This is a genomic window from Streptomyces sp. NPDC033221, assembly GCF_055577005.1.
The window spans coordinates 1-20,997 of record NZ_JBVIQN010000039.1 but is presented as its reverse complement, the minus strand read 5'-3'; the positions used below and the strand labels follow the sequence as shown (position 1 = coordinate 20,997).

Here is a 20,997-nt window from a genome sequence, read left to right as displayed (position 1 = left end):
CCGGAGCCGCACATTTCCGAACCCATGCTTTCTTCCGCCGACCCCATCGAGCAGCTGCGCGGATGGCACCGTTGTTATACGGCCGTTCACCGGCGGGGCGCCCAGGCTCTCGCGGACCTGCGCGACCGGTACGGCGGCTTCTTCGACACCGCCGCGGCGCGGCAGGCGGTAGCCGAGCGCAACCGCCACGCGGCCCAGGACTTCACCAACCACCTGCTGCCCCACGCCGAGTCCATCCTCACCCAGGCCCGCACCGCGCTGGCCGCCCTGCCGCCCGCCCGGCATCACAGCGCCTGGAAGCTCCTGCTGGACGACCTGGACCACGCCACCATCCACAGCCACCGCATCCTCGCCGCCCAGCCCGTGCCCACGGCCCGCCACGCCGCCCTCTGGCCATACATCACCACCTGGGCCGAGCACACCCCCGTAGTACGTGACCTCATAGGCCAGCACCATCGGCCTGCCGTTCTTCCTTCACTGTCCGCCCAGGAACAGCGGTACTGGAGCAGCCTGGCCCAGGCCGCACGGGGGCGCGGCACGTTCGACGCCTTCGAGACCTGGTACGACACGACCGGCCAGCAGATCACCCTGGCCCACCTGGACGGCGAGGACGCCACCGTCCTCGCGCTCGCCGGCGACCTGGACAGCCCCCAGCTGCACGTGCTTGGGCACTACCCGGACCAAGACACCGCTGCCCGCGCAGTGCCGCCGCCCGTTCCCCCTGGTGTCTTGCGTCCTGACGTCAGCCCCTACAGCGAGCGCGTCCTGTCGCCGGAAGTCCCGGTGCAGGACCTGACCCAGGACGTCCTCGAAGCCCGCCAGACCGGGGATGTCGCCGACCTCCTCCTGAGCGCCACCAACGGCACCGGGCCCGCAGGAGTAATGACCCGGCTGGGTGAGTTCGTCAGCGCCTGCGCGGAGTTCGGCGACGCTCTCGACACCCGCGACGGCCAGCGCCTCGCTGCCCGGCTGCACGACCTTGCCGCCCAGGTCTCCCGGCTCACCGGCGAACTGCGCGCCGTTGGCGAGGACATGGCTGCCGGCATTGGCGTGCTGCCGCCCTACCGCACGGCCAACCCGCGCCACCTGCCGCCCGCCCCACCGCCACCCGCGCTGAGCGCCCAACGGCCCGCCGAGCAAGGGCCCACAACGGTGCCCACCGGCATCGCGCCACGCAGCGCAGCCAGCCCGCGGCGGTAAAGGCCAACGCCTCCGGCGGACCCACCACCCCCGAAATCTGATCAAGGAGTACAGAGCTTGACCGTCCGTACGACCTGGACCGTCGATTACGCCTGCGGGCACAGCGGCGAACGGGATTTGTCCGATCGGCCCGCCGACAAGCGGGCCTCCTTCGCCCGCTGGCTCGCCACCAAGGACTGTACCGACTGCTGGAAGGCCGCCCGAGACGGTGACCGGGCCAGCAAGGAAGAGTGGCTCGCCGCCAAGCGGGCCGAGGAAGCCGCTGCCGCCACCGAGTGGGCCCGGAAGTTCGACATGCCGCCGCTGGAGGGGCCGGTCAAAGCGCTGGACTGGGGGGAGCGCTGCCGGCACCAGCTGGTCACCGCCGCCCACACGGCCCTGGTCCTCGACGGAGACTGGGACGAGGCGGACTGGGGGCGCGTCGAGGAGCAGACGCGCGCCGTCACCCGGGCCGGCTGGTGGATCGACCAGCGCGACACCGAGGGGACAGACCTGCCCGAACTGCTGGAGGCGGCCACCGACGACGACCGCGGCGGCACCGAAAACCCCTTCCGGTGACGGCGCCTGTGTATAGCGGGCAAAGCCCGGTTAGCCAAACCGGGCTTTGCCCGCACCATGGAAACCATCCCCGCCCGTTCCTGTGAAGGATCCGCCTTGCCCGACGCCGCATTCCGGCCGCCGTATATACCGGCGGACACCGTCACCCCCGAGCGCGACATCACCCACGCCCACTTCACGTCCGGCGACCGCGTCGTCATCCTCAAGGGTGCCTTCGGCGGCGACCTGTGCGGTGAGGAGATGACCGTGATCGCCCCGTCCTGGCACACGCCCACCGACGAGGACGGCTGGCGGCTGCGCAACCCGCACGGCGGCGAGCGGACCTTCATCACCGCCCACCCCCGCTACATGGTCCACGTCCAGCGCTACTGCCCCGACTGCGCCGGCTACCTGAAGGCGCTGGGCGAGGTGCTGCTGCCGCAGATGCCCGCCGACCGGGTCGTCGACGGCGGCTGGTACACCCTCACCGCCCTGGACCAGCTCGTGCACAACCGCGACCTGCGAGACGCCCGGTGATCCCCCGCCTCCACGCGCGCAAGCCCTGCGCCGCGCCGGTCCTGCACGCCGCCCTCGGGCCGCAGGCGGACGCTTTTGTCCCCCCGGCGAGGATCGTCGCGGGCTGGCCCCGGCTCGCCCGCCGGGTGCCCGAAGCGGAACACCAGCAGCCATCCGCGGTGCTGTGGGCCGACCTCCTCGACGCACCGGCCACCGAGGGGGCGGCGACCGCACCGCCCGACAGTGATCGCCACCCCATCTGGCACCTGAGCCTGCGGCTGCACCCCGAGGACCGGACACTCACACCCGGCGAGTGGAGCGAGATCGCCCACCGGTACGCCCGAGCGGCCGGCCTCGCGCGCCCCGGTGACGCGCACACGTGCCGCTGGGTCGCCGTGCAGACCCGTCCCGGCCGCCTGGATCTGATCGCCAACCTCATCCGGCAGGACGGCCAGTGGGTCACCCTCCCACACCAGCTGCACCAACGGCTGGCGCAGGAGGCGCGTCGGGGCGAAGACGACCTCGGCCTCACCCCCCTGCGCGCCACCCCAGCCCTCACCACGCCGGGCCGGCACCGCCAGCGCTCCGCGCTCACGCCCACCGACGGGCCGGCGCCCTCCGACGCCTCCGGGCCCGACCCAGCGCCGCAGCGCCTGGAGACGAGCCCGGAGCTGGCCGCCCTGGTCGCCGAGTACGGACTGACCACCGACCTGCAGCAGCTCGCACGCCGGATCACCAACCTGGTCGATGAGCAGCACGGCCTGCTGGCGCCGGTGCGGCGGTGCGTCGAACACACGGCACACCAGGCCGAGGGCCACCCTGACGCCTGGCTCCGGGAGGCCGGACACCGACTGGAATGGGCCGCTCGGCGCCTGCACGCCCTGCAGCAGGATCTCGAAGCAGCCACCGGGGTTCTGGCCACCGGCGCCTCACCGGACAGTGGGACGCCTGCCCGCCCGGGGCCACCCGCCACGCCCCCGCCGTCTGCCCCTTTCCTCCGTCACCGTTGATTGGCACCCCTGCTGTCCCTCGCCGACCGAATCCTGCGCATCCGTGTCGACCCGCACAGCGATGAGGTCATCGCTCGGGGCGGAGACCCCGAGGCGCACAGCATCCTGCAGCGCTCCTGCTTCGTCCCCGTGGTGCGCCTGCACGACCACTACCACCGACTGCCCACGGGCCTGGAGAAGAACGAGGAGATCCGTCTCGCCAGCCAGGCCGTCGCCCGGCTCAGCGCGGTGGGCTACCACGTCGACCACGACCCCAGCTTCGCCGCCACCGCGCCGATACCGCACGACCTCACCCTCGGCGCACAGATCAACAACCTGGCACGCCGCATCCGTGAAGCCGCGGACAGCGACGAAGTCGCCGATGTCCTGACCGAGCTGACCGCCGCCCACGACGGCATCCTCACCGCTGTGGGCGAAGTCCTCTCCGCTAGCGCCGACTTCCACCAGGACCTCGGCCAGCCCGCCGACCCCCACTACGCCGCCCGGCTGCGCTACCTCGCCGGCCGTCTGGGGGCCATCACCTCGGAGGTGAGCGGCACGCGCAATGACCTTGCCGACCGGCACGCTGCCCACCCGCACCGCACCCCGTGCCCTCAAGAAGTCGCCCCCACCGAACGCGAAGCATCGGTCGTGTGCCCCTGCCCGCCCGCACCGGCCCCAGTGCCCCGTCCCCCCGCCACCGTCCCAACCGGCCGCCGCCGCTGACCTCACCCCCTTGTTACCGGAGAGGCATGCCCGACCCCGACACCCGCGACCTGCCCGCCTTCGCCACCGCCCTCGCCGACCAACTGCCCGGCTCCTGGACCAGCGAGTACCACCACCACGACGAGTACGAAGACCAGTTCCCCACCGCCGACCAGGTCTGGGACATGAACCTGGTCTCCGGTGCCATCGCCGAGTACGTGCTGCGCCACCACGCGGTGCTCACCCACGAGGACGGCACCCGCCTGTACCTCATCGACCGTCCGGGCCACCCCGACGAGCACCTCGTCGGCGCCCTCGCCCCGCCTGGCATCGACCCTGAAGCCTTCCGCGGCGTGTGCGAGCCCGACGGCATCGCTGTCAGCACCGACGTCGATACGGCCGCCGAGGACGTCCACTTCGACCTGCTGCCGCGCTACGCCACCGCCCTCGCGCAGGTCCAGCACAACGCCGCGCACCCGCCTGCGTCCCCGGGCGCCCCGGCACCGGAGCCCGAGACGGTCGTCATGACCTGGTACGGCGACGGCCTGCTGGCCGCCAAGGCCACCAGCCAGGAAGCGGCGAAAGCCCTGCGCGAAAACGGGTTCACCTATGACCCGGCCGAGCACGCCTTCGTCCTGTCCGGAGACGACACCGCCCTTCAGGCCCGCTGCGTACGCAACGCCGGCCAGCAGCTCGGTGCGCACGGCATCGGCGTCACCCTGCGCCACCCGCCCAAGCAGCCCGCCCTGGACGCCGCCCTGCCCACGCCCGTAAAGCAGCCCAACCGTGCGGCATCGCGCAGCCGATGAAGGCCCGCGCGACCTCCCCCGGACGCTGACGGATCGAACGGGTCCGCACCACGTCAACGCACCGCCCACCACGCACCCCGCCACACCGGCCCGGCCAGCCCAGCCCTGCCCGCCCGGGCGCGGCCCGCCATCCAAGCGCCGGTGACCTTCGCCGAAAGGAGCGCCCCGTGAGCCTGGCCGACGAATGCGGCACCGATGTCGAGATCTACCGCCGCGCCTTCGACCGCACCATCTACGCCGACAGCCGCACCGCAGCACCCGAGACACTGCTGGCCCTGCTGGACAGCCTCGGCCTGCAGCGCCATGGCCAAGCCATCTACCTGTGGCACCAGGTCCCTGACCACCTTCCCGAGGCGGAACAGCACCAGCTGGCCAGCCAGGCAGTTCCCTGGCTGCATGCCGCCGGATACCGCGTCAACATCGCGACGGACGTCTTCGACGAGGCGGCCTACGAGCAGGCCGCTAGCCAGGTGCAGGCCCAACGTCCCGGCGCTGCCCGGCATCCGGTGCCCGTGTCCCACAGCGCCCGTGCTCCCCGCTCCCGGAGCAGGCACTGACCAGAAAAACGCTGCCCCGCTCTGGAGAAACGATTTCCCGACCCCCTAGCACGCCGCCAGCGATGTCCCCGCGGCGCCCGGCCCGGCTCGCGGCCTTCCTGATCCGCCGCTACCTGCACACCTGCACCCTCGGCAGCGACCGTCGCCCCGTGCCGCTGGCCACCGGTCCCTTCGCCGCCCTCGACGAAGCCCGCCGCAGGCCGCACTCGTGAACGCCTCTGGCGTCCGTCGTACCGCTATCCGTTTCGCGGAGGAAAATGACCGACCCGACTCCCTTCCCCGTAGGCGTTGCTGACGACATCGCCCGCCAGCTCGGGCAGCTCTCCGAGCTGATCTCCCAGGCCCCGCCCCGTGAGGCCGCCCAGGCACTGGCCCGGGTGCTGGACTGCGACACAGGGCTTCTGGGCCGGATGGCCGCACTGCTGGACACCGGTTCGCGCATCACCCGCGATCACGCCGAGAACGGCGCCCTGCGGCCCGAGGTCTGCCTGGCGGTGGGCCGCGCCGCCAACGACCTCCACGAGCTGGCCGCCGACTTCGACGTGCACGCCGAGGACCTCAACCATCTCGCCCAGCCCCAGACCGCTGCCCACGGGCCGCTGCCCAAGCCGGTGGCCTCGGCCATGGTCGTGCGGAGACGCCGATGAAAAAGCACCAGCAGGCCAGATGGGGACCGGGCGCAGGCGAAGTACCCCAGCAGCACTACCTCGTCGCGCCCCGGCACTTGGCCGGCGCCGGAGACCTGCGACACATCACCGAATACCTGCGCGCAGCCGGATGGAAGGACCACACCCCCCGCCACGGTTCGCCCGTCTCCTTCGAAAACCGCGACCGCACCATCCGCATCGGTTACGCCAACCACATCATCCCCCCGATGTGGACCATGTCCGGCGGGCCGAAGAACACCCCCGAGCAGACCTGGCACGCCACCTTCGACGCCGCGACGCCGGTCGAGATCATCGCGGGATTCACCGACACCCTTACCCGGGCCCGCTCCCCTCATGCCCCGGACGCCTGGCGCCCGATGACCGCCCAGGGCTGGCGCGCCGGGGAGGGGCAGCACCCCACCGTCACCAGTCCCGACGGAACCGCCCGCCTGCAGTTCCGGGAGGAAGAGGACAACACCATGTGGTGGGCCGCGGCCAGGACCACCACCGCGGCAGGCCAGCATGTGGTCGCCTGGCGGGCGGTCTTCAGCGAGAACACCCCGCTGCACGCCATCGAGGGCTTCGCCGCCACCCTGGCCGACCCCAGACCGCTGCTGCGCCCGCCCGGCCACGTCCCCGTCGCCGCCGCCCAGCACACCACGGTCACCCCGTACATGGTGCTGCCGTCCCAGCTGCGCGCCATGCAGCAAGACCGTGCCGCCGCGGCCCGCCCCCCGACCCGGCGCGCCTGGGGCACCGTTCAGCCCCGCCCCCACATGCCCGCACCAGCGGCGTACGCCGCAGCACACCACGGCGGTCGGCAACGATGAACCACCAGTACTTCTTCACCCGCGCCAACGAGCCCACCAACCGCATTCAGTTCTCCACCACCCCGCCCCATCTGGCCGGAGCCGGCGACTTCCGCCACATCACCCAGGCCCTGCGCGCCGCCGGGTGGAAGAACCACTCAGCGCCGGATTACCCCCACGTCATTCTGGCCAGCCCCGACTACGCCTCCAGCCTCGTACTGGAACCCGGAGCCCGCTCCGACGCGCTGGCCTGGCGCCTTCGGGGCCACACGGACGGCACATCCTGGCATGCGGCGTTCGACGGCAACCTGCCGGTGGAAATCCTCGCGGGCTTCACCGACGCGCTCCTTCACCCCGCACCACCCGAGCCGCCCGAGCCGCCCGAGACCTGGACGCTCCTGACGCAAGCGGGCTGGACCTACGAGCGCGACGACCAAGGCAGCGAGCAGAGCGTGCACCCGGACGGCACCGTCCGCGTCCTGCGGTACGCCTTCGCGGACACCGACCACCGCCCCTGGCAGGCCGAGGCCAGCAACCCCCACGGTCTCGGTGGCCGCCACATCTGGCGGGCCTACATCGACCAGGCCACGCCGCCGCACCTGACAGCCGGATTCCTCACGGCCCTGGCCACCGACCGGCCCCTGCAACGCGGCATGGGCGACGTCCCGCACACCCACCTGGTCGCGCAAGAACACACCGGCCCGCAGGCCGAACAGCTCATCGCGGCCCACCGCCAACGTCTGGCTGACGCGCGCACCGCCGCCCGCCGGATCCGCCGGGCGACCACACCCGACACCCAGCTCCCCACGGCCTCGGCTCAACCGCGCAGCGCCGCCCCACCGGTTCATTGCGCAACGCCCGGCGCCCACCCCACCCGGAAGATTCAGTGACCGCCTCATCCCCCGATGTCCACCAGCAGCGACTGGAGCAGCTCGCCGCGTTCTTGCGCGAGAGCGAGCAGATCCTCGCCGACTGGGACGCCTACTCCGACGAACACACCGACCTCGACGCCTGGCCGCTTGACCCCCACGCCTACGGGCTGCGGGCCAGCCGCCGGGACGCCGACACCTGGCGCGCCTTCAACCGGGTGCGCGCCTACGCCAAGGATCTGCTGCGTACCGCTGCGGGCCAGGTGCGGCGACTGCCCGCCCGAGCCATCCAGCCGCGGTGGTCCTGGCAGCTCACCACTCTCGATGCCGCTCTGGACCAGCTCGATGCCGTGCAGCGCACCTGGTTCGAAGCCCGCGACAGCCTGCCGGCAGCCGCGCGGCCGGGCACCGAGGCGTACGACGACGCCCGGGCGGAGCGGGACGCCGAAGCCTGGCACTACCTCTATGAGTGGTCCAGTCACGGCCAGGTGCTGATCGACATCAACACCACCGCCCTGAACACACCCCCGCGCGCCACAGCCCCCGCGCCCGCGCCCGCACCGGCGGCCTCCTCCACCACGTCCCCTACGCCCCGGAGGCAGCACTGATGCCTGACAAGATCGACATCGCCCTGGTCGAGCCGCGCTGCATAGCCGGCGGCGGTGATCCGTCCTGGATCACCGTCGCCCTGCACCGGGCCGGCGGCTGGAGTTATGGTCACGCCCCGCTGATGCCGCGGGTGCTGCTGTCCAGCCCCGGCCAGCAGGCGCTGTTGCGTCTGGAGCCCGACGCCGACGGCCCGTGGTGGCGGCTGGAGCACGCCGCCACCGACGGGCAACGGGCCTGGTCGGCGAGCTTCGGCGCGCGTACTCCCGTCGAGATCATTGCCGGGCTCACCGATGCCCTCACCGTTGCGGAGACCGCGTCGGCCGCCGACCCGTACGAGCCGCTGCACCGCGCCGGGTGGCGCACCGACTACGCCGGCAAGGCGTTCCTCTCCCCCGACGGATACGTCCGCATCGAGCACTTCACCCACCACTCCGACAGTTTCTGGTTCGCCAAGGCCGCGCTCCCGACCGTCGCCCACAGGCTGATCTGGCAGGCGCACCTGAGCGGCGAGACGCCACTACATCTGGTCGCCGGCTTCACCCGCGCGCTGGCCGACGACACCCCGCTGCGCCGCGACCTCGACCCCACACGCATTCCGTACTACGGCACGCCGCACACACGCGTCACCCGGCGCCAGGTACCGGCCGCCACCGTCGCGTCCGCGCTGGAGCACCGGGTCAAGGACCTCACCGCCCGCCGAGCGGGCGCCCCACGTCCCGCGCCGCAGCCACCCGAGACATCGCCCCGCCGGACTCGCTGACCCGCACGCCCCCGCACGCCCCTGGAATCCTTTCTTGCCCAACTCCTCCCCCTCCTCTTCCGGTGCGGGCAACGACATCGGCTTCAAGATCCTGCTCGGCGTCATGGCCGCGGCGGTGCCCCTGGCCAACCTCGCCTGGCTCGGCGGCAACCTCACCGCCTCCCTCACCGACACCGGCCCCTGGGCTTCGTACGAACCCACCAACGCGCTCCTGCAGCCCGAGCACCTGTGGCCCGAGGTCGCAGAAACGTCCCTGCTGATCGGAACCCGCATCGCCCCCCTCGGCGTGCTCCTCGTCCTCGGCGTGCTCGCCGCGCTGCTGTGGGTGCGGCACAAGAAGGGCTCCGGCAAGACCAAGGCCGTTGCGGGCATGGCCAAACGATCCGACATCGAGCCACTGCTCGCCAAGCAGATCACTGCGAAGGCCCGCAGCCTGCGCCCCAGCCTCAAGGACGCCAAGACCATCACCGCCCAGGACACCGGAATCCTCCTGGGCAACCTGGCCGGCACCCGCCACGAGGTCCGCATGGGATACGAGGACGTCGCCGTCGCCATCATGGCCCCACGCTCGGGCAAGACCACCTGCCTGGCCGTTCCCGCCATCCTCAACGCCCCCGGACCCGTCCTGCTAACCAGTAACAAGGCCGCCGGTGACGCCTATACCGCCACCCTCGACGCACGCTCACGCGCCGGACGGACCTGGTCGATGGACCCGCAGCAGATCGCCCACGCCGAACGCGCCATGTGGTGGAACCCGCTCGCCGACGCCACCACTCTCGATGGCGCCAACCGCCTCGCCGGGCACTTCTTGGCCGCGAGCGTCGATGCCTCCCAGCAGGGCGACTTCTGGTCCAAAGCCGGTTCCAACATCCTCTCGCAACTTCTGCTGGCCGCCGCCCTCGATCAGCGGCCGATCACCGACATCATGGCCTGGCTCGCCTTCCCCGCCGACCGCACCCCGCTGGACATCCTGCGCGATCACGGCTTCGCCGCCGTCGCCGCCCAGCTCAAGGGCACGGTCGAGGGCCCGCCGGAAACCCGCGACGGCATCTTCGAGACGGCCCGCCAGTACGCCGCGGCCCTGCTCAACGCCGAAATCGCCGCCTGGGTCACTCCGCAGAAGGATGTTGAGGAGTTCCGACCGGCGGACTTCGTCACCAGCCGCGACACGCTGTACCTGCTGTCCAAGGACGGCGGCGGCGGAGCCAGCGCCCTGATCGCCGCATGCGCGGACTCCGTCATGCGGGCCGCGACCGCCCAGGCCGAACGCGCCGGCGGACGCCTCGACCCCCCGGCGCTCGCGATCCTGGACGAGGCGGCCAACGTGTGCAAGATCAGCGACTTGCCCGACCTGTACTCACACCTGGGCTCGCGCGGCATCATCCCGATCACGATCCTGCAGTCCTACCGGCAGGGCCAAAAAGTCTGGGGCGACGCGGGCATGGACGCCATGTGGTCCGCCTCCACCGTCAAAGTCATCGGCTCCGGCATCGACGACCCCGACTTCGCCGACAAACTCTCCCGCCTGATCGGCGACCACGACGTGCAGACCACCTCTACCTCGCACTCCGAGTCCGGGAAGTCGACCTCCGTGTCGATGCGCCAGGAGCGGATCCTGCCCGCCGACGCGATCCGCGCCCTGGCCAAGGGCACCGCCCTGTGCTTCGCCACCGGCATGCGCGTCGCCATGCTCACCCTGCGCCCCTGGTACGCCGAGCCCGGCGCCGCGGAGCTGTCCGCCTCCTCCGCCCGCGCCTCGAAGGCCATCACCGAACGCGCCGTCGCCAAGGCCGCCCCGGCGAAGTCCGACTTCACCACGGCCACCTGACCCCCGGCGCCCATGCCCCGACGCTGACGCCGCCAACGGCGGCAACTCCCCCACCCGACCACCGCTTTGCCCCTTCGGAGACCATGGCCTTCCTCGACCACAACGACGTCGTCATCGGATCCACCGACGACGGCCACACCTTCGTCCTGCTCAACCGCGCCCTCCCCCCGGCCCAGCGCATCCTGACCGACCACGGCTTCACCGCCCGCCAGCCCAGCGGCCCGGGCCGTCCGCTGTACCTGCTGCCGCCCGCCTACGCCGGCGAGCAGGCCCACACCCGCACCGGCGAAGCCATGCATTTCCTCTTCCAGCACACCTGGGACGTGACCGACCTCAGCTGGACCACCCGCTGGAACCCGGACGAGCCGCTGCCCGAACCGGACGTCCACTTCGATGTCTCCGGCGAGCGCGTCACCGCCACCGCCCGCACCGACGCCGCCCGCCGCGTCCTGGCCGACCACGGCTTCACCGCCACACCGGACGGATACGCCCTGCCCGCCGGCACGGAGGAAACCCGGCAGCTCGGCGCGGTCGTCCAGGCGGAGATCGCTCTGTCCATGGAGAACCTGGGCGCCCGCATCGGCCTCGGCTTCCGCACGCCCGCCGATATCCCCGTCGCCCCCGCCCACACGAGCGCCCACACGGCTACACCGCCTGCAGCCCCGGCTCCTGACCGGCCGCGCCGTACGCGCTGACAGCCAGGCGACCTGCCGAGCAGAACCGCCGAGCCAGCCCCCCCGCCTTCGCCAAGGCGAAGCCCGTACCCGCAGCCGCGCCGGTGACGTCTGTGAACGCCCCGCCGTCACGCCAACGCCGACTCGGCGGCCTGGTACGCCGTCGCAGGCCCCGCACCGAACGGAACCGTCCCGCCGCCGATGACCGCACCCACCGCCCCGGCCGAAAAGCTCCTGCTCCTGGGGGGCGACTTCGCCCGCCACAACGACTATCTCTCCCGCCTGCGGCTGGACGGCCTCAGTCCCGCTACCGCCCTGACGCAGCAGGCCATCACCACCCAGCACCTGGCCCAATTGGCACTGAACATCGTCGATGGTCTCAACGCGCAGCGGATGTACCACAGTCCGGCAATCCGCACCGTGTACGCGCGGGTACGGCAGCTCGCCCAGCTGGCCACCGACACAGCCGACCACCTCCTGGACGCTGAGGACATCCTCGACGACACCCGGGCGGGCGTTCCGGTCAAGGGTGATGGCCCGCTGCTGACGTATCGGCAGGCCCTGGAGGAGGCCAACGAGCGCCTCATCCTCGTCCGGGAGCTGACTGCACTGGGCCCCCTGGACACGCTGACGGCCGCGGAACTTTTCGTCACCGAACGGCGCCGCCGGGGCGACATCCCCCCGCAGCAGGTGCCCGCCTTCTCGCCCGCGCAGCACGCCGCGCTGCGTGCGGTGGCGCGCGGCGAGGTGACGATCTTCGACGGCAAGCCGTACCGGCGCCGCGACGACCTGCGTCTCACCCTCAGCACCCTGCGCTCGCTGGAGGCCCGCGGCCTCGTCGCCCGCGAGGACTGCCCGCTGTGGCTGCACGACGAGCGGGTGCACCTGAGCGCCGACGGCCGCCGCGACCTGGCCGCCACCTTCGGCCGGCCCTCGGTCCCCACGCACACCGCCGCCCGCCCGGCCCCGGTGGCCAAAGCCACCACCAGCCGCTCTCTGTAACCCCTGCCTCCCCGGAGATCTCACGCCTACCGACGACGCGCCCACCCCGCACGACATCGCCCTTGCCCTCGCCGCCCAGATCCACCCGGACGCCGCACCCCGCGACGTGATCGCCAGCTTCAGTGTGCGGCGCCAGGCCGGGCCCCGCTACGGCTACCGGGGCTCCGGCGGCCCGGTGACCGTCGTGGCCCAGTCCCTGCACGCCCGCCTGTACGGACTGCCGACCGCGCCCCCGCCGCTGCCCACGGCGCTCGACGAACTCCTGCAGGCCCTCGGAACGGCACGCGACGGTGACCAGCGGCAGGCGGTGCTGACGCAGCTCGCCGACCAGCTGCGCAACGCCGCCGAAATCCTCGAATGGGCCCGGGACAACGCGCGCCAACTGCCCGCCCCCGTCTGGGAATGGCTGCGCGACGCCACCGACACCACCCGCCACCTGGCCGACGGCCTCGACAGCGTGAGCCCTTCATTCGCCGCGCCGCAGGCCCCCGCCGCACCGCTTCCCCCGCCGCCGGCGCCCGCCCCGTCCCGAACCGCCCCCGTCCGGCGCTGACCGCACGCCTCGGATGCCGCCCCCGTACACCGCAAGGACGCCCCATTCCCGCAACCCCTGTTCTCCGATCTCTTTCCCTTGGCGCCGGTGTTCAGTCCAGTGCCCTGCTCGCCCTGTCCGCCGAAGGGGTCCTGCCGCGCGTCGACTGCGCGATCTTCGCGGACACCGGGTGGGAGCCGCAGGCCGTTTACGACCATCTCGACCGCCTGGAAAAGGAGGTGGCCGAACCGGCGGGCATCCCCGTCCTGCGCGTCTCCTCCGGCAACATCCGCAACGACGCGCTCAACCCGGACCACCGGTTCGCGTCCATGCCGCTGCACGTCCTCAACCAGGACGGGCGCCCCGGGATGACCCGGCGCCAGTGCACCGGCGAATACAAGATCAAACCGATAAAGAAGCAGGTCCGCGTCCTCCTGGGCTACCCGTATCCCCGGCGCATCCCCAAGGGCGTGTTCGTCGAGCAGTGGGTCGGGATCTCCACCGATGAGTTCCACCGGGCCAAGGACGCCGACGTCGCCTACATGCGCAACCGGCACCCGCTCATCGACCTGGGCTGGTCGCGCGCCGACTGCCTGCGCTACCTCAAGCAGCGCGGCCTGGCCGACACCCCGAAGTCGAGCTGCCTGGGCTGCCCCTTCCACGGCAACGCCCAGTGGCGCCACATCCGCGACCACAGCCCGGCCGAGTGGAACGACGTCGTCGCCTTCGATGCGGCCATCCGCGGCGGCAACGCCCGCGCCAATGCTTCCGGCAACCGGCTGCTCGGCCAGGCATTCTTGCACCGCTCCCGCGTCCCGCTCGACCAGGCGCCCATCGACCACGTCACCGCCGCCGAATGGGCCGCCCGCCAGGCCGAACTCGGCGACCAGGCTCCAGACGGTGACGCCCTCGTCGCGCTGGAAGAAGGCGTGGCCGACGGCTGCTCGCCCTGGGCCTGCCGCGGCGAGCAGCCGGCACAGGACGACTTCGGGCTGGCCGCGTGATCTTGGATTTGTTCGCCGGACCGGGCGGCTGGTCGTACGCCCTGTCGCTGCTCGGCGTGCGGGACATCGGGCTGGAGTGGGACGAGTGGGCCTGCCGGACCCGTGCGGCGGCCGGGCAGTTGACGTTGCGCACCGACGTCGCCCGCTATCCGGTGGGGCCGTTCGTCGGCCGCACCACCGGTGTGATCGCCTCGCCTCCGTGTCAGGGGTGGTCGATAACCGGCAAGCGTCTCGGTCTGCTCGACCAGCCGCTGGTCCACCAGGCTGTCGCCGATCTGGCCGCCGGGCGTGACACCCGCGAGAAGCTGCTCGGTGCCTGCCGGGACGAGCGGTCACTGCTGGCCGCCGAACCCATGCGTTACCTGTCCGCCCTGAACGCGGTAGGCGAGCCGGAGTGGGTCGCCATGGAGGAAGTGCCCGACGTCCTGCCGCTGTGGAAGCAGTACGCGGCCATCCTGCGCTCGTGGGACTTCTCCGTCTGGACCGGCAACCTGAACGCGGCCGACTACGGGGCGCCCCAGACCAGAAGGCGAGCGATCCTGCTCGCCTCCCGTACCCGCCCCGCCGCACCGCCGGAGCCCACACATGCCCGCGTTCCGGAACCGCCCACGCTCTTCGGCCCCGGCCGGGACCGCTGGATCTCCATGGCCGAGGCCCTCGGCTGGGGCGCCACCGACCGGCCCGTGCCCACCGTGTGCGCCGGAGGCGGACCCGGCGGAGGCCCCGAACCCTTCCCCTCCGGCTCGCGCAAGACCCTCACCGACGCCCGCGACCGCGGCACCTGGCAGCACCCGCCCCGCACCCGTGGCACCGGCGGCCCGGCCGGCACCGCCCCCGCACGGACATGGTCGCTGCGCACCAACAGCCAGGCCAACGCCACCATCCGCCGCGCCGACGAGCCGGCCGGGACGCTGTTCTTCGGACACCGCGCCAACGAGTGCGTCTGGGTCGCCGAACCCGCCCACCCGACAACGGCCGAGGACACCCCCGCGCCGGAGGCGATTCGCATCACCGCCCCGGAGGCGGGCGTACTGCAGACCTTCCCCGCCGACTACCCGTGGGCCGGCAACAAGGGCCAGCAGTTCTCCCAGATCGGCAACGCCGTCCCGCCCCGGCTCGCCGCCCACCTGCTGGCCCCGCACCTCGGCCGCCCCCTCGGCCCCGACGACTTCACCCTGACCGCCTGATGCGCCACCAACCCCCGGTACCCGAACCCGACGAGGCCACCGGACTGGCGAACGCACATCCTCCGGCCCCGGTGCTCTACGCCGAGCAGGCCCTGCTCGGCGCCCTCCTCCTCGAACCCGCACGCCTGGACAAACTCGATCACCTGGCCTCGGAGCACTTCGGCGACCACGCCCACGGTGCCCTGTACGCGGCGATGCGTACCGCTGCCGTACCTGCCGCCGACGAGCACCGTAAGACACCGGTCTGGTTGCGGCGTGTTCTCGAAGCGGCACGGCCCCAGGCGCCCGGGCTGACCGCCTCCTACCTGCACACCCTCGTCCAACGCTGCCCCTGGCCCGGGCACGCGACGGCCTACGCCCGCATGATTCAGGCCGACCACGCCCGCCGCATGCTGCGGGAGCACGCCGACCGCCTCGCCCAGGCCGCCACCGATGCGTCGCTGCCCGACCCCACCGTCACCGTCCTGGCCCAGTGCGACGCCCTGTTCAGCTTCCTGGAAACACTGTCGGGCCGGTTCGCCCCGCACCCCGGCTCCCTGCCCCGCACCCCACAGCCCCCACCCGCCCGACGCACCGCCAACGGGGAGGCACTGGAGGAGGAACGGGCGCTGCTCGCGTGTGCGACGGCGCGACCCTCCAGGCTGCGGGAGATGCGCTGGCTGCAGCCCGAGGATTTCGCCCTGCCGCTGCACGGGCAGCTCTTTACGTGCCTGACCGCGCTGGTCCACCGCCGCGAACCGGTCGACGCGGTCACCGTGCTGTGGGAAGCCCAGCACCAGCACCTGCTGCACGCCGGCTTCACCCCCGCCGACCTGATCGATCTGCTCGCCACCCCGGTCGGCACGCCCGAACACTGGGGCGAGAAGATCCTGCGGCGCGCCCTGCTCGCGCAGGCCCACACCACCGCCCTGCGCATCCGATCGTTCACCGACGATGCGGCCAACACCCCGCACCAACTCGCCACCGGCAGCCGCCGCGCCCTGGCCGCCCTGACCGCCCTGCGCAGCCGCTGGCAGCGCGCCACCCACACCCCCGCCACCCCCCGCTCCCCGGCCGTGCCCCGCGCCGGGCCGCGCCTGCGAGCCACCGCTGCCTCCCCGACCACCCGCGTCCCCCGATAGCCCACCCTGCCCGGCCGGACCGCCGCATCCGGCCGGGCCCGGAAGCGAGCGCCATGCCCCAGCCCGACACCGCCGCCCATGTCCGTTAGGGGGTGCGGTCGATGCCCAGCCGGATTCCCTGCGTTCCGATGCCTGTCGGACCGTACGGGAGCCGATGACGGGCGGGACGGCTTTCCGGCTCTTCGGTTGCCGTGCCGCTGAGGGGGGCGCGGTACCTGGGTGAGAACTCTTCCCAGGTTTTCGTGGCATCCGCGCAGATCTTGAAGTCCTCGTACGCCGCCACGCATCTCTGATCTTCCTCGGCCGCCAGCAGTTCCCCCAGGGCCGTGATCAGATGGGCGTAGTTGTCGTCGATCCTTTCGGTCAGCTCTTCGTGGCTGAGGTCGTGTGCAGCGATCGCGTTCCACTCGCTGGAGTCCGACTCCTTGCCGAGGGAGTACCGGTCGTTGACCAGCAGTGTGTCGAGTTCCAGCCAGTGCATGTAGTTGTGCAGTTTCAGGGCGCCGAATTTCTTGGCCGGGAGCCCGTAGAGGCACCAGCGGATGTAGTGCACGGGCAAGATGCCCATCGTCACGCTCTTGACCCTGCTGTAGAGGAGTTCGCTCCGCTTGATCTTGCCCTGTAGGAGACTTCCGGCGAGAAATTCCCGGAACACGTCCGCGAACCCGGCGTGAGCGTCAGGGAGATCGCCCTTGAGGTGTTCGTCGAACGCGTGCACCACCGGGTCTGCCCCGGTGTCGTCGAGCAACCGCACCAGATCCAGTTCGTGACGATGGTCGTCGACGTGGAAAATCAGCAGCATCACGTGGTTCAGCGTGGCCAGCGTGCTGAAGTCCCGCACTCTCGGGAAGGACATGACGGTCAGGTGCGTCTGATCCTTGGCGTGTTCCAGGTCCAGGTGCCGCGTGACAGCGAAGCTGCGGCAGTACCAGGCGAAAAAGGCGTCGCGGAATTCGAGGTCCTTCGGTGCGACGTAGCGCAGCGCGTCGGCAGGGGCGGTCGGCAGCACCTTGCCGACCAGCCTGCTGGCCTGCCAGAACGCTGTCATCCACCCGGTGTGGGACTGCAGGTCAAAGCCGGGCGTGCTGCCGCGTTCTTCCACGCCCAGTGCCGCGTCTGTCATGCCTGTGGCCCCTTTGGTCCGGGCGCGGCGCTTGGACGCGCCTCCCGTGGGGGCGAGCCTAGGGATGTTTCCGGGCCGGATGCCCTGACGTCACTCCTTCGAGTACCGAGGGGGCTTCAGGTTCGATCTTTGCCTGTTCGTGGCCGCTCGTTTGTGGTACGGCCCGGGGTGCTCGCTCTTGCACCGCCTCTCTCGGCCCGGCCGCTCCCCGGTCCACCACTTCGGGGTGGGCTCCGGCGCTGGCGGGGCACTGACCGGCGCTGCCGATCACCGTGGCCCTCTGCGAAGGACCGGTTGACGCGCACCACGGGTGCCTTGATTCACGAAGACGCCTGCGTCGCACCACGCCGGGTCATGGTGGGTCAGGTGGTGCGTGGGTGGGGGATGCACAGAGGGCGGACGGCTTGGGCGGCGTGGAGGATGCGGTCGATGTCGTGGTCGGTGAGGTCGCAGTGAAGGGAGAGCCGTAGTGCGGTGTGGTTGCGGGCGGTGGCGGGAGGACAGAAGACAGAGCCGAACACGTCGTGCTCTTCCATGGTGTCGCGTAGCTGGATGATCGTTTCGTCCGGGCCGGCGGGCAGCGACATGATGTGGGCGCCTGAGCCTCGAAGGTCGTAGCCAAGGCCGGTGAGGGCTTCTCGCAGGGTGGCGGAGACCTCGTGCAGGCGGGTACGGCGCCATTGGTCGGTGCGGACGGCGTCCAGGGTGGCGTTGATCTGTACGAGGTCGCAGGGCACCAGGGTGGAGGCGAAGACCGCGGGCAGGGAGGTCATCTTGAAGTACTCGACGAAGTCCTCGTCGGGGCAAGTGAGGTAGCCGGCCCGTTTCGCGAATGCCTTGGACAGGCTCATGGTGCGAAAGTGGACCCGCTCGACGAGTCCGGCCTCGGCGACCATGCCCGCGCCCTGGGGGCCGTGGGTGCCCAGCGAGTGCGCCTCGTCGACAACCAGGACGCAGCCCATCTGCTCGGCCACGTCGCACAGCGCGGCCAAGGGTGCGAGGCTGCCGCACACGCTGTACATGGAGTCGACCGCGATCACGCCGGGCCCGTGCTCCTCGATGCGGCGTTGCAGGTGGGCGATGTCGTTGTGGATGAAGGGCCGTACCGGGGCGCCGGCTGCCTTGGCGCCGGCCCACAGCGACATGTGGGCCAGCTTGTCCAGGTACACCGGGACCTGGGGGCCGGCCAGGGTCTGCAGCAGACCCACGTTGGCGTCGTACCCCGACTGGGAGAAGACGCCGGCTTGCGCACCGAGGTAGCGGGCGAAGTCCCGCTCCAGGGTCGTCTGGGGGGTGTCCTCGTACAGCAGCACCGCCGAGGCCAGTCGTGCTCCCCGCATGGCGTGGAGCGACTCGCTCACGGCACCTGTCACGCGTTCGTCGCCGGCCAGGCGCAGGTAGTCGTTGCTGTCGACGATGGTGGAGCCCGGCCCGGGCATGCGCAGGCCGCGCAGGATGTGACGGCCGCCCCATCGGCCGCGGATCCCGTGGGCGTGGAAAGCCTCCACGCGATCCTGCACGAACGCGGGCAGCGGCCGGACACCGGCACGGACTTCGGTCATGTTGCGTAATGTCGGCCGCCGGAACAACCACGAAACCCTGAAGGCACGTTCGGGTGACCCAGTGTGAGGGTGTTCGGGCGGCGGAGCAGGTACCGCCACGGCAGCCTGCTCACTCCTTCCGGTGACAAGGTTCCATCACGCCGTCGCCCCGGGGTCTTGTCTGCCTACGTTGAGGCGTTCATTGAGCCAGGCCCGGCATCGCCGAGCCGCACAAGACAGGTGACCGGCATGCGAACCGAGGCCGCCAAGCGAGTCGAGCTGATCTTCACCCTCCTGGACGTCAACGGCAACGGAGTCATCGACTCCGACGACTTCGACCTCATGACCGCCCGCGTCCTGAAAGCGGCCACAGCATCGGACGACAGCGCCAGGACCGCCATCCAGGACGCGTTCCGCAACTACTGGACAAAGCTCTCCACAGAACTCGACACCAACGGCGACGGCGTGATCACCGTCGAGGAGTTCCGGCCCTTCGTGCTCGACCCCGAGCGCTTCGGACCTACCATCACCGAGTTCGCCCAAGCCCTCGCCGCGCTCGGCGACCCCGACAAGGACGGCCTCATCGAACGCCCCCTCTTCGTGGCGCTGCTGACAGCGATCGGCTTTGAGGAGGCCAACACCCACGCCGTCTTCGACGCCTTCGCCCCCGACACCCACGACCGCATCCCCGTGACCACTTTCGCCGCCGGCATCAAGGACTACTACGCTCCGGAAAAGGCCGGCATCCCCGGTGACCTCATGGTCGCCCCCAGCGTCTGACACCGACAAGTGCAAACGGGGAAGGTCGCTGCAGCCCGGTGCCGGACGCGGTCGAGGGTGGCTGGACGCGGATGCGCCTTAGACGGATGACGGTCATTCCTCCAAGGCGGGACTGCCTGCAGACCTGGCGCGTGATCACGTGAACATGAACAAGTGATCAACCATCGGCCGGCCACGCTGAAGGTCACCGATTCCCTGGTCACCCACCAGATCCGCGCCTACGACTTTCGTTCGGATCAATTCCGCTGGCCGAGGTTGTCGTTGATGATGACCGCATCAGCGCGCTCTGATCTCGCCCTTCGGCCTCCTTGCCAACGTGATGCTCCTCGTTCTTGCCGTTCGCGAGTACCGTTCTGGGGCGTCGGTCCTCCGGCTCGTGGTTAAAGCCGTGATCTTCCTCAGTTCTTCGTACACGCTCGTGCGGAACGTACGGCGGCTCCGCGCTGGACCAACCGCCGACAGATGTACCGTCGCTGTCGATGGTGCGGGCGGCCAGGTACTCGGCCCAGCTGGCGCTTGCTCGTGATCGGTTTCTCGCGAACGCGCAGAAGAGGTTGTTGTGCTGAACACCGTCCCCCGACGCGTCACCCGCACCTACCTGGCGCATGGCCTGACCGTCGTAGAACTCCACGGCGACATCGACATAGCGACCACCGACGAAGCCCGCCGGCACCTGGAGTCGGTAACCGCCAGGCCAGCCTTCCGCTTGCTGCTGGACTTGCGGCCGGTGACCTTCTTCGACTGTGCCGGCGTGCGCCTGCTGATGTTCGCCCAGCGGCGCACACTGGAGCAGCGCGGCCGGCTGCATCTGGTCTGCGACGCCCCGCAGATTCTGCGCCTGTTGGAGATCACCGGCCTGCGCAGCCTCTTTCACCCGGCGCCCACGATCGATCAAGTTCTGATTGATACCGCCGTGCCCCCGCGCCCACCGCGCCGCGGCCCCCGCAGGCCCTGATCACACTCGGCGGCTGGGGTGCGATCCGCGGCGCGAGCCCGCAGCAGCGTCCGGGCGAAGCCCCCGGATGGCGCAGCCTGGCCCGCTCGGCAGCGGGAACCCGTGCAGTGCACCGGTCGGCGAAGGTCACGACGCTCGGGAAGGCGCACGGTGCTGGGCGTACCGCCCGCGCGGGGGGGGGGGGGGAGACACCGCCCCCCCCCCCCCCCCCCCCCCCCCCCCCCCCCCCTTCCTGGGACGTCT

Annotated in this window: 24 protein-coding genes; 22 read left to right on the top strand and 2 right to left on the bottom strand. The window is 71.3% G+C overall.

From position 1 onward, the window contains the following. Positions 1-24: 24 nt before the first annotated feature. The 20 genes from ACZ53K_RS35645 to ACZ53K_RS35550 all read left to right on the top strand — a co-directional run bounded on the left by ACZ53K_RS35645 (position 25) and on the right by ACZ53K_RS35550 (position 16,355). The gene (locus ACZ53K_RS35645) at positions 25-1,200 is read left to right on the top strand and encodes a hypothetical protein (RefSeq protein WP_468845151.1); all 1,176 of its coding nucleotides are present in this window, start codon (positions 25-27) and stop codon (positions 1,198-1,200) included. A 57-nt stretch (positions 1,201-1,257) separates the two neighbouring features. Next, positions 1,258-1,758, top strand: a complete 501-nt coding sequence (locus tag ACZ53K_RS35640; protein ID WP_468845148.1) for a hypothetical protein — start codon at positions 1,258-1,260, stop codon at positions 1,756-1,758. Between the two features lie 96 nt (positions 1,759-1,854). Continuing rightward, entirely contained in the window at positions 1,855-2,274 is a 420-nt protein-coding gene (locus tag ACZ53K_RS35635) for a hypothetical protein (RefSeq protein WP_107087549.1), read from the top strand. Continuing rightward, positions 2,271-3,263: a hypothetical protein gene (locus ACZ53K_RS35630; RefSeq protein WP_468845145.1), complete on the top strand. Its 993-nt coding sequence runs from the start codon at positions 2,271-2,273 to the stop codon at positions 3,261-3,263. Before ACZ53K_RS35635 ends, ACZ53K_RS35630 begins: the two co-directional genes overlap by 4 nt. After that, the gene (locus ACZ53K_RS35625; RefSeq protein ID WP_468845142.1) at positions 3,264-3,968 is read left to right on the top strand and encodes a hypothetical protein; all 705 of its coding nucleotides are present in this window, start codon (positions 3,264-3,266) and stop codon (positions 3,966-3,968) included. Between the two features lie 26 nt (positions 3,969-3,994). Then, on the top strand, positions 3,995-4,756 hold the full coding sequence (locus ACZ53K_RS35620; protein WP_468845139.1) for a hypothetical protein: 762 nt from the start codon (positions 3,995-3,997) through the stop codon (positions 4,754-4,756). 167 nt (positions 4,757-4,923) lie between these two features. Then, positions 4,924-5,313, top strand: a complete 390-nt coding sequence (locus ACZ53K_RS35615; RefSeq protein ID WP_468845136.1) for a hypothetical protein — start codon at positions 4,924-4,926, stop codon at positions 5,311-5,313. Between the two features lie 62 nt (positions 5,314-5,375). Then, a complete protein-coding gene (locus ACZ53K_RS35610; RefSeq protein ID WP_159393212.1) occupies positions 5,376-5,525 on the top strand; it encodes a hypothetical protein in 150 nt (49 codons plus the stop codon). A 45-nt stretch (positions 5,526-5,570) separates the two neighbouring features. Continuing rightward, entirely contained in the window at positions 5,571-5,960 is a 390-nt protein-coding gene (locus tag ACZ53K_RS35605; RefSeq protein ID WP_468845133.1) for a hypothetical protein, read from the top strand. After that, entirely contained in the window at positions 5,957-6,790 is an 834-nt protein-coding gene (locus ACZ53K_RS35600) for an SPDY domain-containing protein (RefSeq protein ID WP_468845131.1), read from the top strand. The genes ACZ53K_RS35605 and ACZ53K_RS35600 overlap by 4 nt, the downstream gene beginning before the upstream one ends. After that, on the top strand, positions 6,787-7,659 hold the full coding sequence (locus ACZ53K_RS35595; RefSeq protein WP_468845128.1) for an SPDY domain-containing protein: 873 nt from the start codon (positions 6,787-6,789) through the stop codon (positions 7,657-7,659). Before ACZ53K_RS35600 ends, ACZ53K_RS35595 begins: the two co-directional genes overlap by 4 nt. Further along, positions 7,656-8,246: a hypothetical protein gene (locus ACZ53K_RS35590; RefSeq protein WP_468845125.1), complete on the top strand. Its 591-nt coding sequence runs from the start codon at positions 7,656-7,658 to the stop codon at positions 8,244-8,246. Before ACZ53K_RS35595 ends, ACZ53K_RS35590 begins: the two co-directional genes overlap by 4 nt. Then, entirely contained in the window at positions 8,246-9,007 is a 762-nt protein-coding gene (locus ACZ53K_RS35585; RefSeq protein WP_468845123.1) for an SPDY domain-containing protein, read from the top strand. Before ACZ53K_RS35590 ends, ACZ53K_RS35585 begins: the two co-directional genes overlap by 1 nt. A gap of 34 nt (positions 9,008-9,041) precedes the next feature. Next, positions 9,042-10,835, top strand: a complete 1,794-nt coding sequence (locus tag ACZ53K_RS35580; protein WP_468845120.1) for a type IV secretory system conjugative DNA transfer family protein — start codon at positions 9,042-9,044, stop codon at positions 10,833-10,835. Positions 10,836-10,918: 83 nt separating this feature from the next. Further along, positions 10,919-11,530 (top strand): hypothetical protein, encoded by a 612-nt coding sequence (locus tag ACZ53K_RS35575; protein WP_468845117.1) that lies wholly within the window; start codon positions 10,919-10,921, stop codon positions 11,528-11,530. A 180-nt stretch (positions 11,531-11,710) separates the two neighbouring features. Further along, positions 11,711-12,511 (top strand): hypothetical protein, encoded by an 801-nt coding sequence (locus ACZ53K_RS35570; protein ID WP_468845114.1) that lies wholly within the window; start codon positions 11,711-11,713, stop codon positions 12,509-12,511. Positions 12,512-12,617: 106 nt separating this feature from the next. Then, positions 12,618-13,064, top strand: coding sequence for a hypothetical protein (locus ACZ53K_RS35565; protein WP_468845111.1), 447 nt, complete (start codon positions 12,618-12,620; stop codon positions 13,062-13,064). A 104-nt stretch (positions 13,065-13,168) separates the two neighbouring features. Then, positions 13,169-14,047, top strand: coding sequence for an adenine nucleotide alpha hydrolase family protein (locus ACZ53K_RS35560; RefSeq protein ID WP_468845321.1), 879 nt, complete (start codon positions 13,169-13,171; stop codon positions 14,045-14,047). Continuing rightward, complete coding sequence (locus tag ACZ53K_RS35555; RefSeq protein ID WP_468845108.1) at positions 14,044-15,234, top strand: DNA cytosine methyltransferase; 1,191 nt, start codon at positions 14,044-14,046, stop codon at positions 15,232-15,234. Before ACZ53K_RS35560 ends, ACZ53K_RS35555 begins: the two co-directional genes overlap by 4 nt. Beyond that, positions 15,234-16,355, top strand: coding sequence for a DnaB-like helicase N-terminal domain-containing protein (locus ACZ53K_RS35550; RefSeq protein ID WP_468845106.1), 1,122 nt, complete (start codon positions 15,234-15,236; stop codon positions 16,353-16,355). Before ACZ53K_RS35555 ends, ACZ53K_RS35550 begins: the two co-directional genes overlap by 1 nt. 85 nt (positions 16,356-16,440) lie before the next feature. Here the strand turns inward: ACZ53K_RS35550 and ACZ53K_RS35545 are convergent, their stop codons facing one another. Both ACZ53K_RS35545 and cqsA read right to left on the bottom strand, forming a co-directional pair. Beyond that, a complete protein-coding gene (locus tag ACZ53K_RS35545) occupies positions 16,441-17,478 on the bottom strand; it encodes a hypothetical protein (RefSeq protein WP_468845103.1) in 1,038 nt (345 codons plus the stop codon). Between the two features lie 362 nt (positions 17,479-17,840). Next, the gene (gene cqsA / locus ACZ53K_RS35540; protein ID WP_468845100.1) at positions 17,841-19,040 is read right to left on the bottom strand and encodes an alpha-hydroxyketone-type quorum-sensing autoinducer synthase; all 1,200 of its coding nucleotides are present in this window, start codon (positions 19,038-19,040) and stop codon (positions 17,841-17,843) included. A gap of 228 nt (positions 19,041-19,268) precedes the next feature. On the opposite strand from cqsA, the gene ACZ53K_RS35535 reads away from it, so the two are divergent. Together ACZ53K_RS35535 and ACZ53K_RS35530 are read left to right on the top strand one after the other, a co-directional pair. Further along, positions 19,269-19,799: an EF-hand domain-containing protein gene (locus tag ACZ53K_RS35535; protein ID WP_468845097.1), complete on the top strand. Its 531-nt coding sequence runs from the start codon at positions 19,269-19,271 to the stop codon at positions 19,797-19,799. A gap of 559 nt (positions 19,800-20,358) precedes the next feature. Then, entirely contained in the window at positions 20,359-20,754 is a 396-nt protein-coding gene (locus ACZ53K_RS35530; protein ID WP_468845094.1) for an STAS domain-containing protein, read from the top strand. Positions 20,755-20,997: the final 243 nt, after the last annotated feature.

What these genes read in the sequence shown, in the direction of transcription:
- ACZ53K_RS35645 (WP_468845151.1), top strand. Translation starts at nt 25, where the DNA reads ATGCTTTCTTCCGCCGACCCCATCGAGCAGCTGCGCGGATGGCACCGT.
- ACZ53K_RS35620 (WP_468845139.1), top strand. Translation starts at nt 3,995, where the DNA reads ATGCCCGACCCCGACACCCGCGACCTGCCCGCCTTCGCCACCGCCCTC.
- ACZ53K_RS35610 (WP_159393212.1), top strand. Translation starts at nt 5,376, where the DNA reads ATGTCCCCGCGGCGCCCGGCCCGGCTCGCGGCCTTCCTGATCCGCCGC.
- ACZ53K_RS35605 (WP_468845133.1), top strand. Translation starts at nt 5,571, where the DNA reads ATGACCGACCCGACTCCCTTCCCCGTAGGCGTTGCTGACGACATCGCC.
- ACZ53K_RS35600 (WP_468845131.1), top strand. Translation starts at nt 5,957, where the DNA reads ATGAAAAAGCACCAGCAGGCCAGATGGGGACCGGGCGCAGGCGAAGTA.
- ACZ53K_RS35595 (WP_468845128.1), top strand. Translation starts at nt 6,787, where the DNA reads ATGAACCACCAGTACTTCTTCACCCGCGCCAACGAGCCCACCAACCGC.
- ACZ53K_RS35585 (WP_468845123.1), top strand. Translation starts at nt 8,246, where the DNA reads ATGCCTGACAAGATCGACATCGCCCTGGTCGAGCCGCGCTGCATAGCC.
- ACZ53K_RS35575 (WP_468845117.1), top strand. Translation starts at nt 10,919, where the DNA reads ATGGCCTTCCTCGACCACAACGACGTCGTCATCGGATCCACCGACGAC.
- ACZ53K_RS35570 (WP_468845114.1), top strand. Translation starts at nt 11,711, where the DNA reads ATGACCGCACCCACCGCCCCGGCCGAAAAGCTCCTGCTCCTGGGGGGC.
- ACZ53K_RS35550 (WP_468845106.1), top strand. Translation starts at nt 15,234, where the DNA reads ATGCGCCACCAACCCCCGGTACCCGAACCCGACGAGGCCACCGGACTG.
- ACZ53K_RS35545 (WP_468845103.1), bottom strand. Translation starts at nt 17,478, where the DNA reads ATGACAGACGCGGCACTGGGCGTGGAAGAACGCGGCAGCACGCCCGGC.
- cqsA (WP_468845100.1), bottom strand. Translation starts at nt 19,040, where the DNA reads ATGACCGAAGTCCGTGCCGGTGTCCGGCCGCTGCCCGCGTTCGTGCAG.
- ACZ53K_RS35535 (WP_468845097.1), top strand. Translation starts at nt 19,269, where the DNA reads ATGCGAACCGAGGCCGCCAAGCGAGTCGAGCTGATCTTCACCCTCCTG.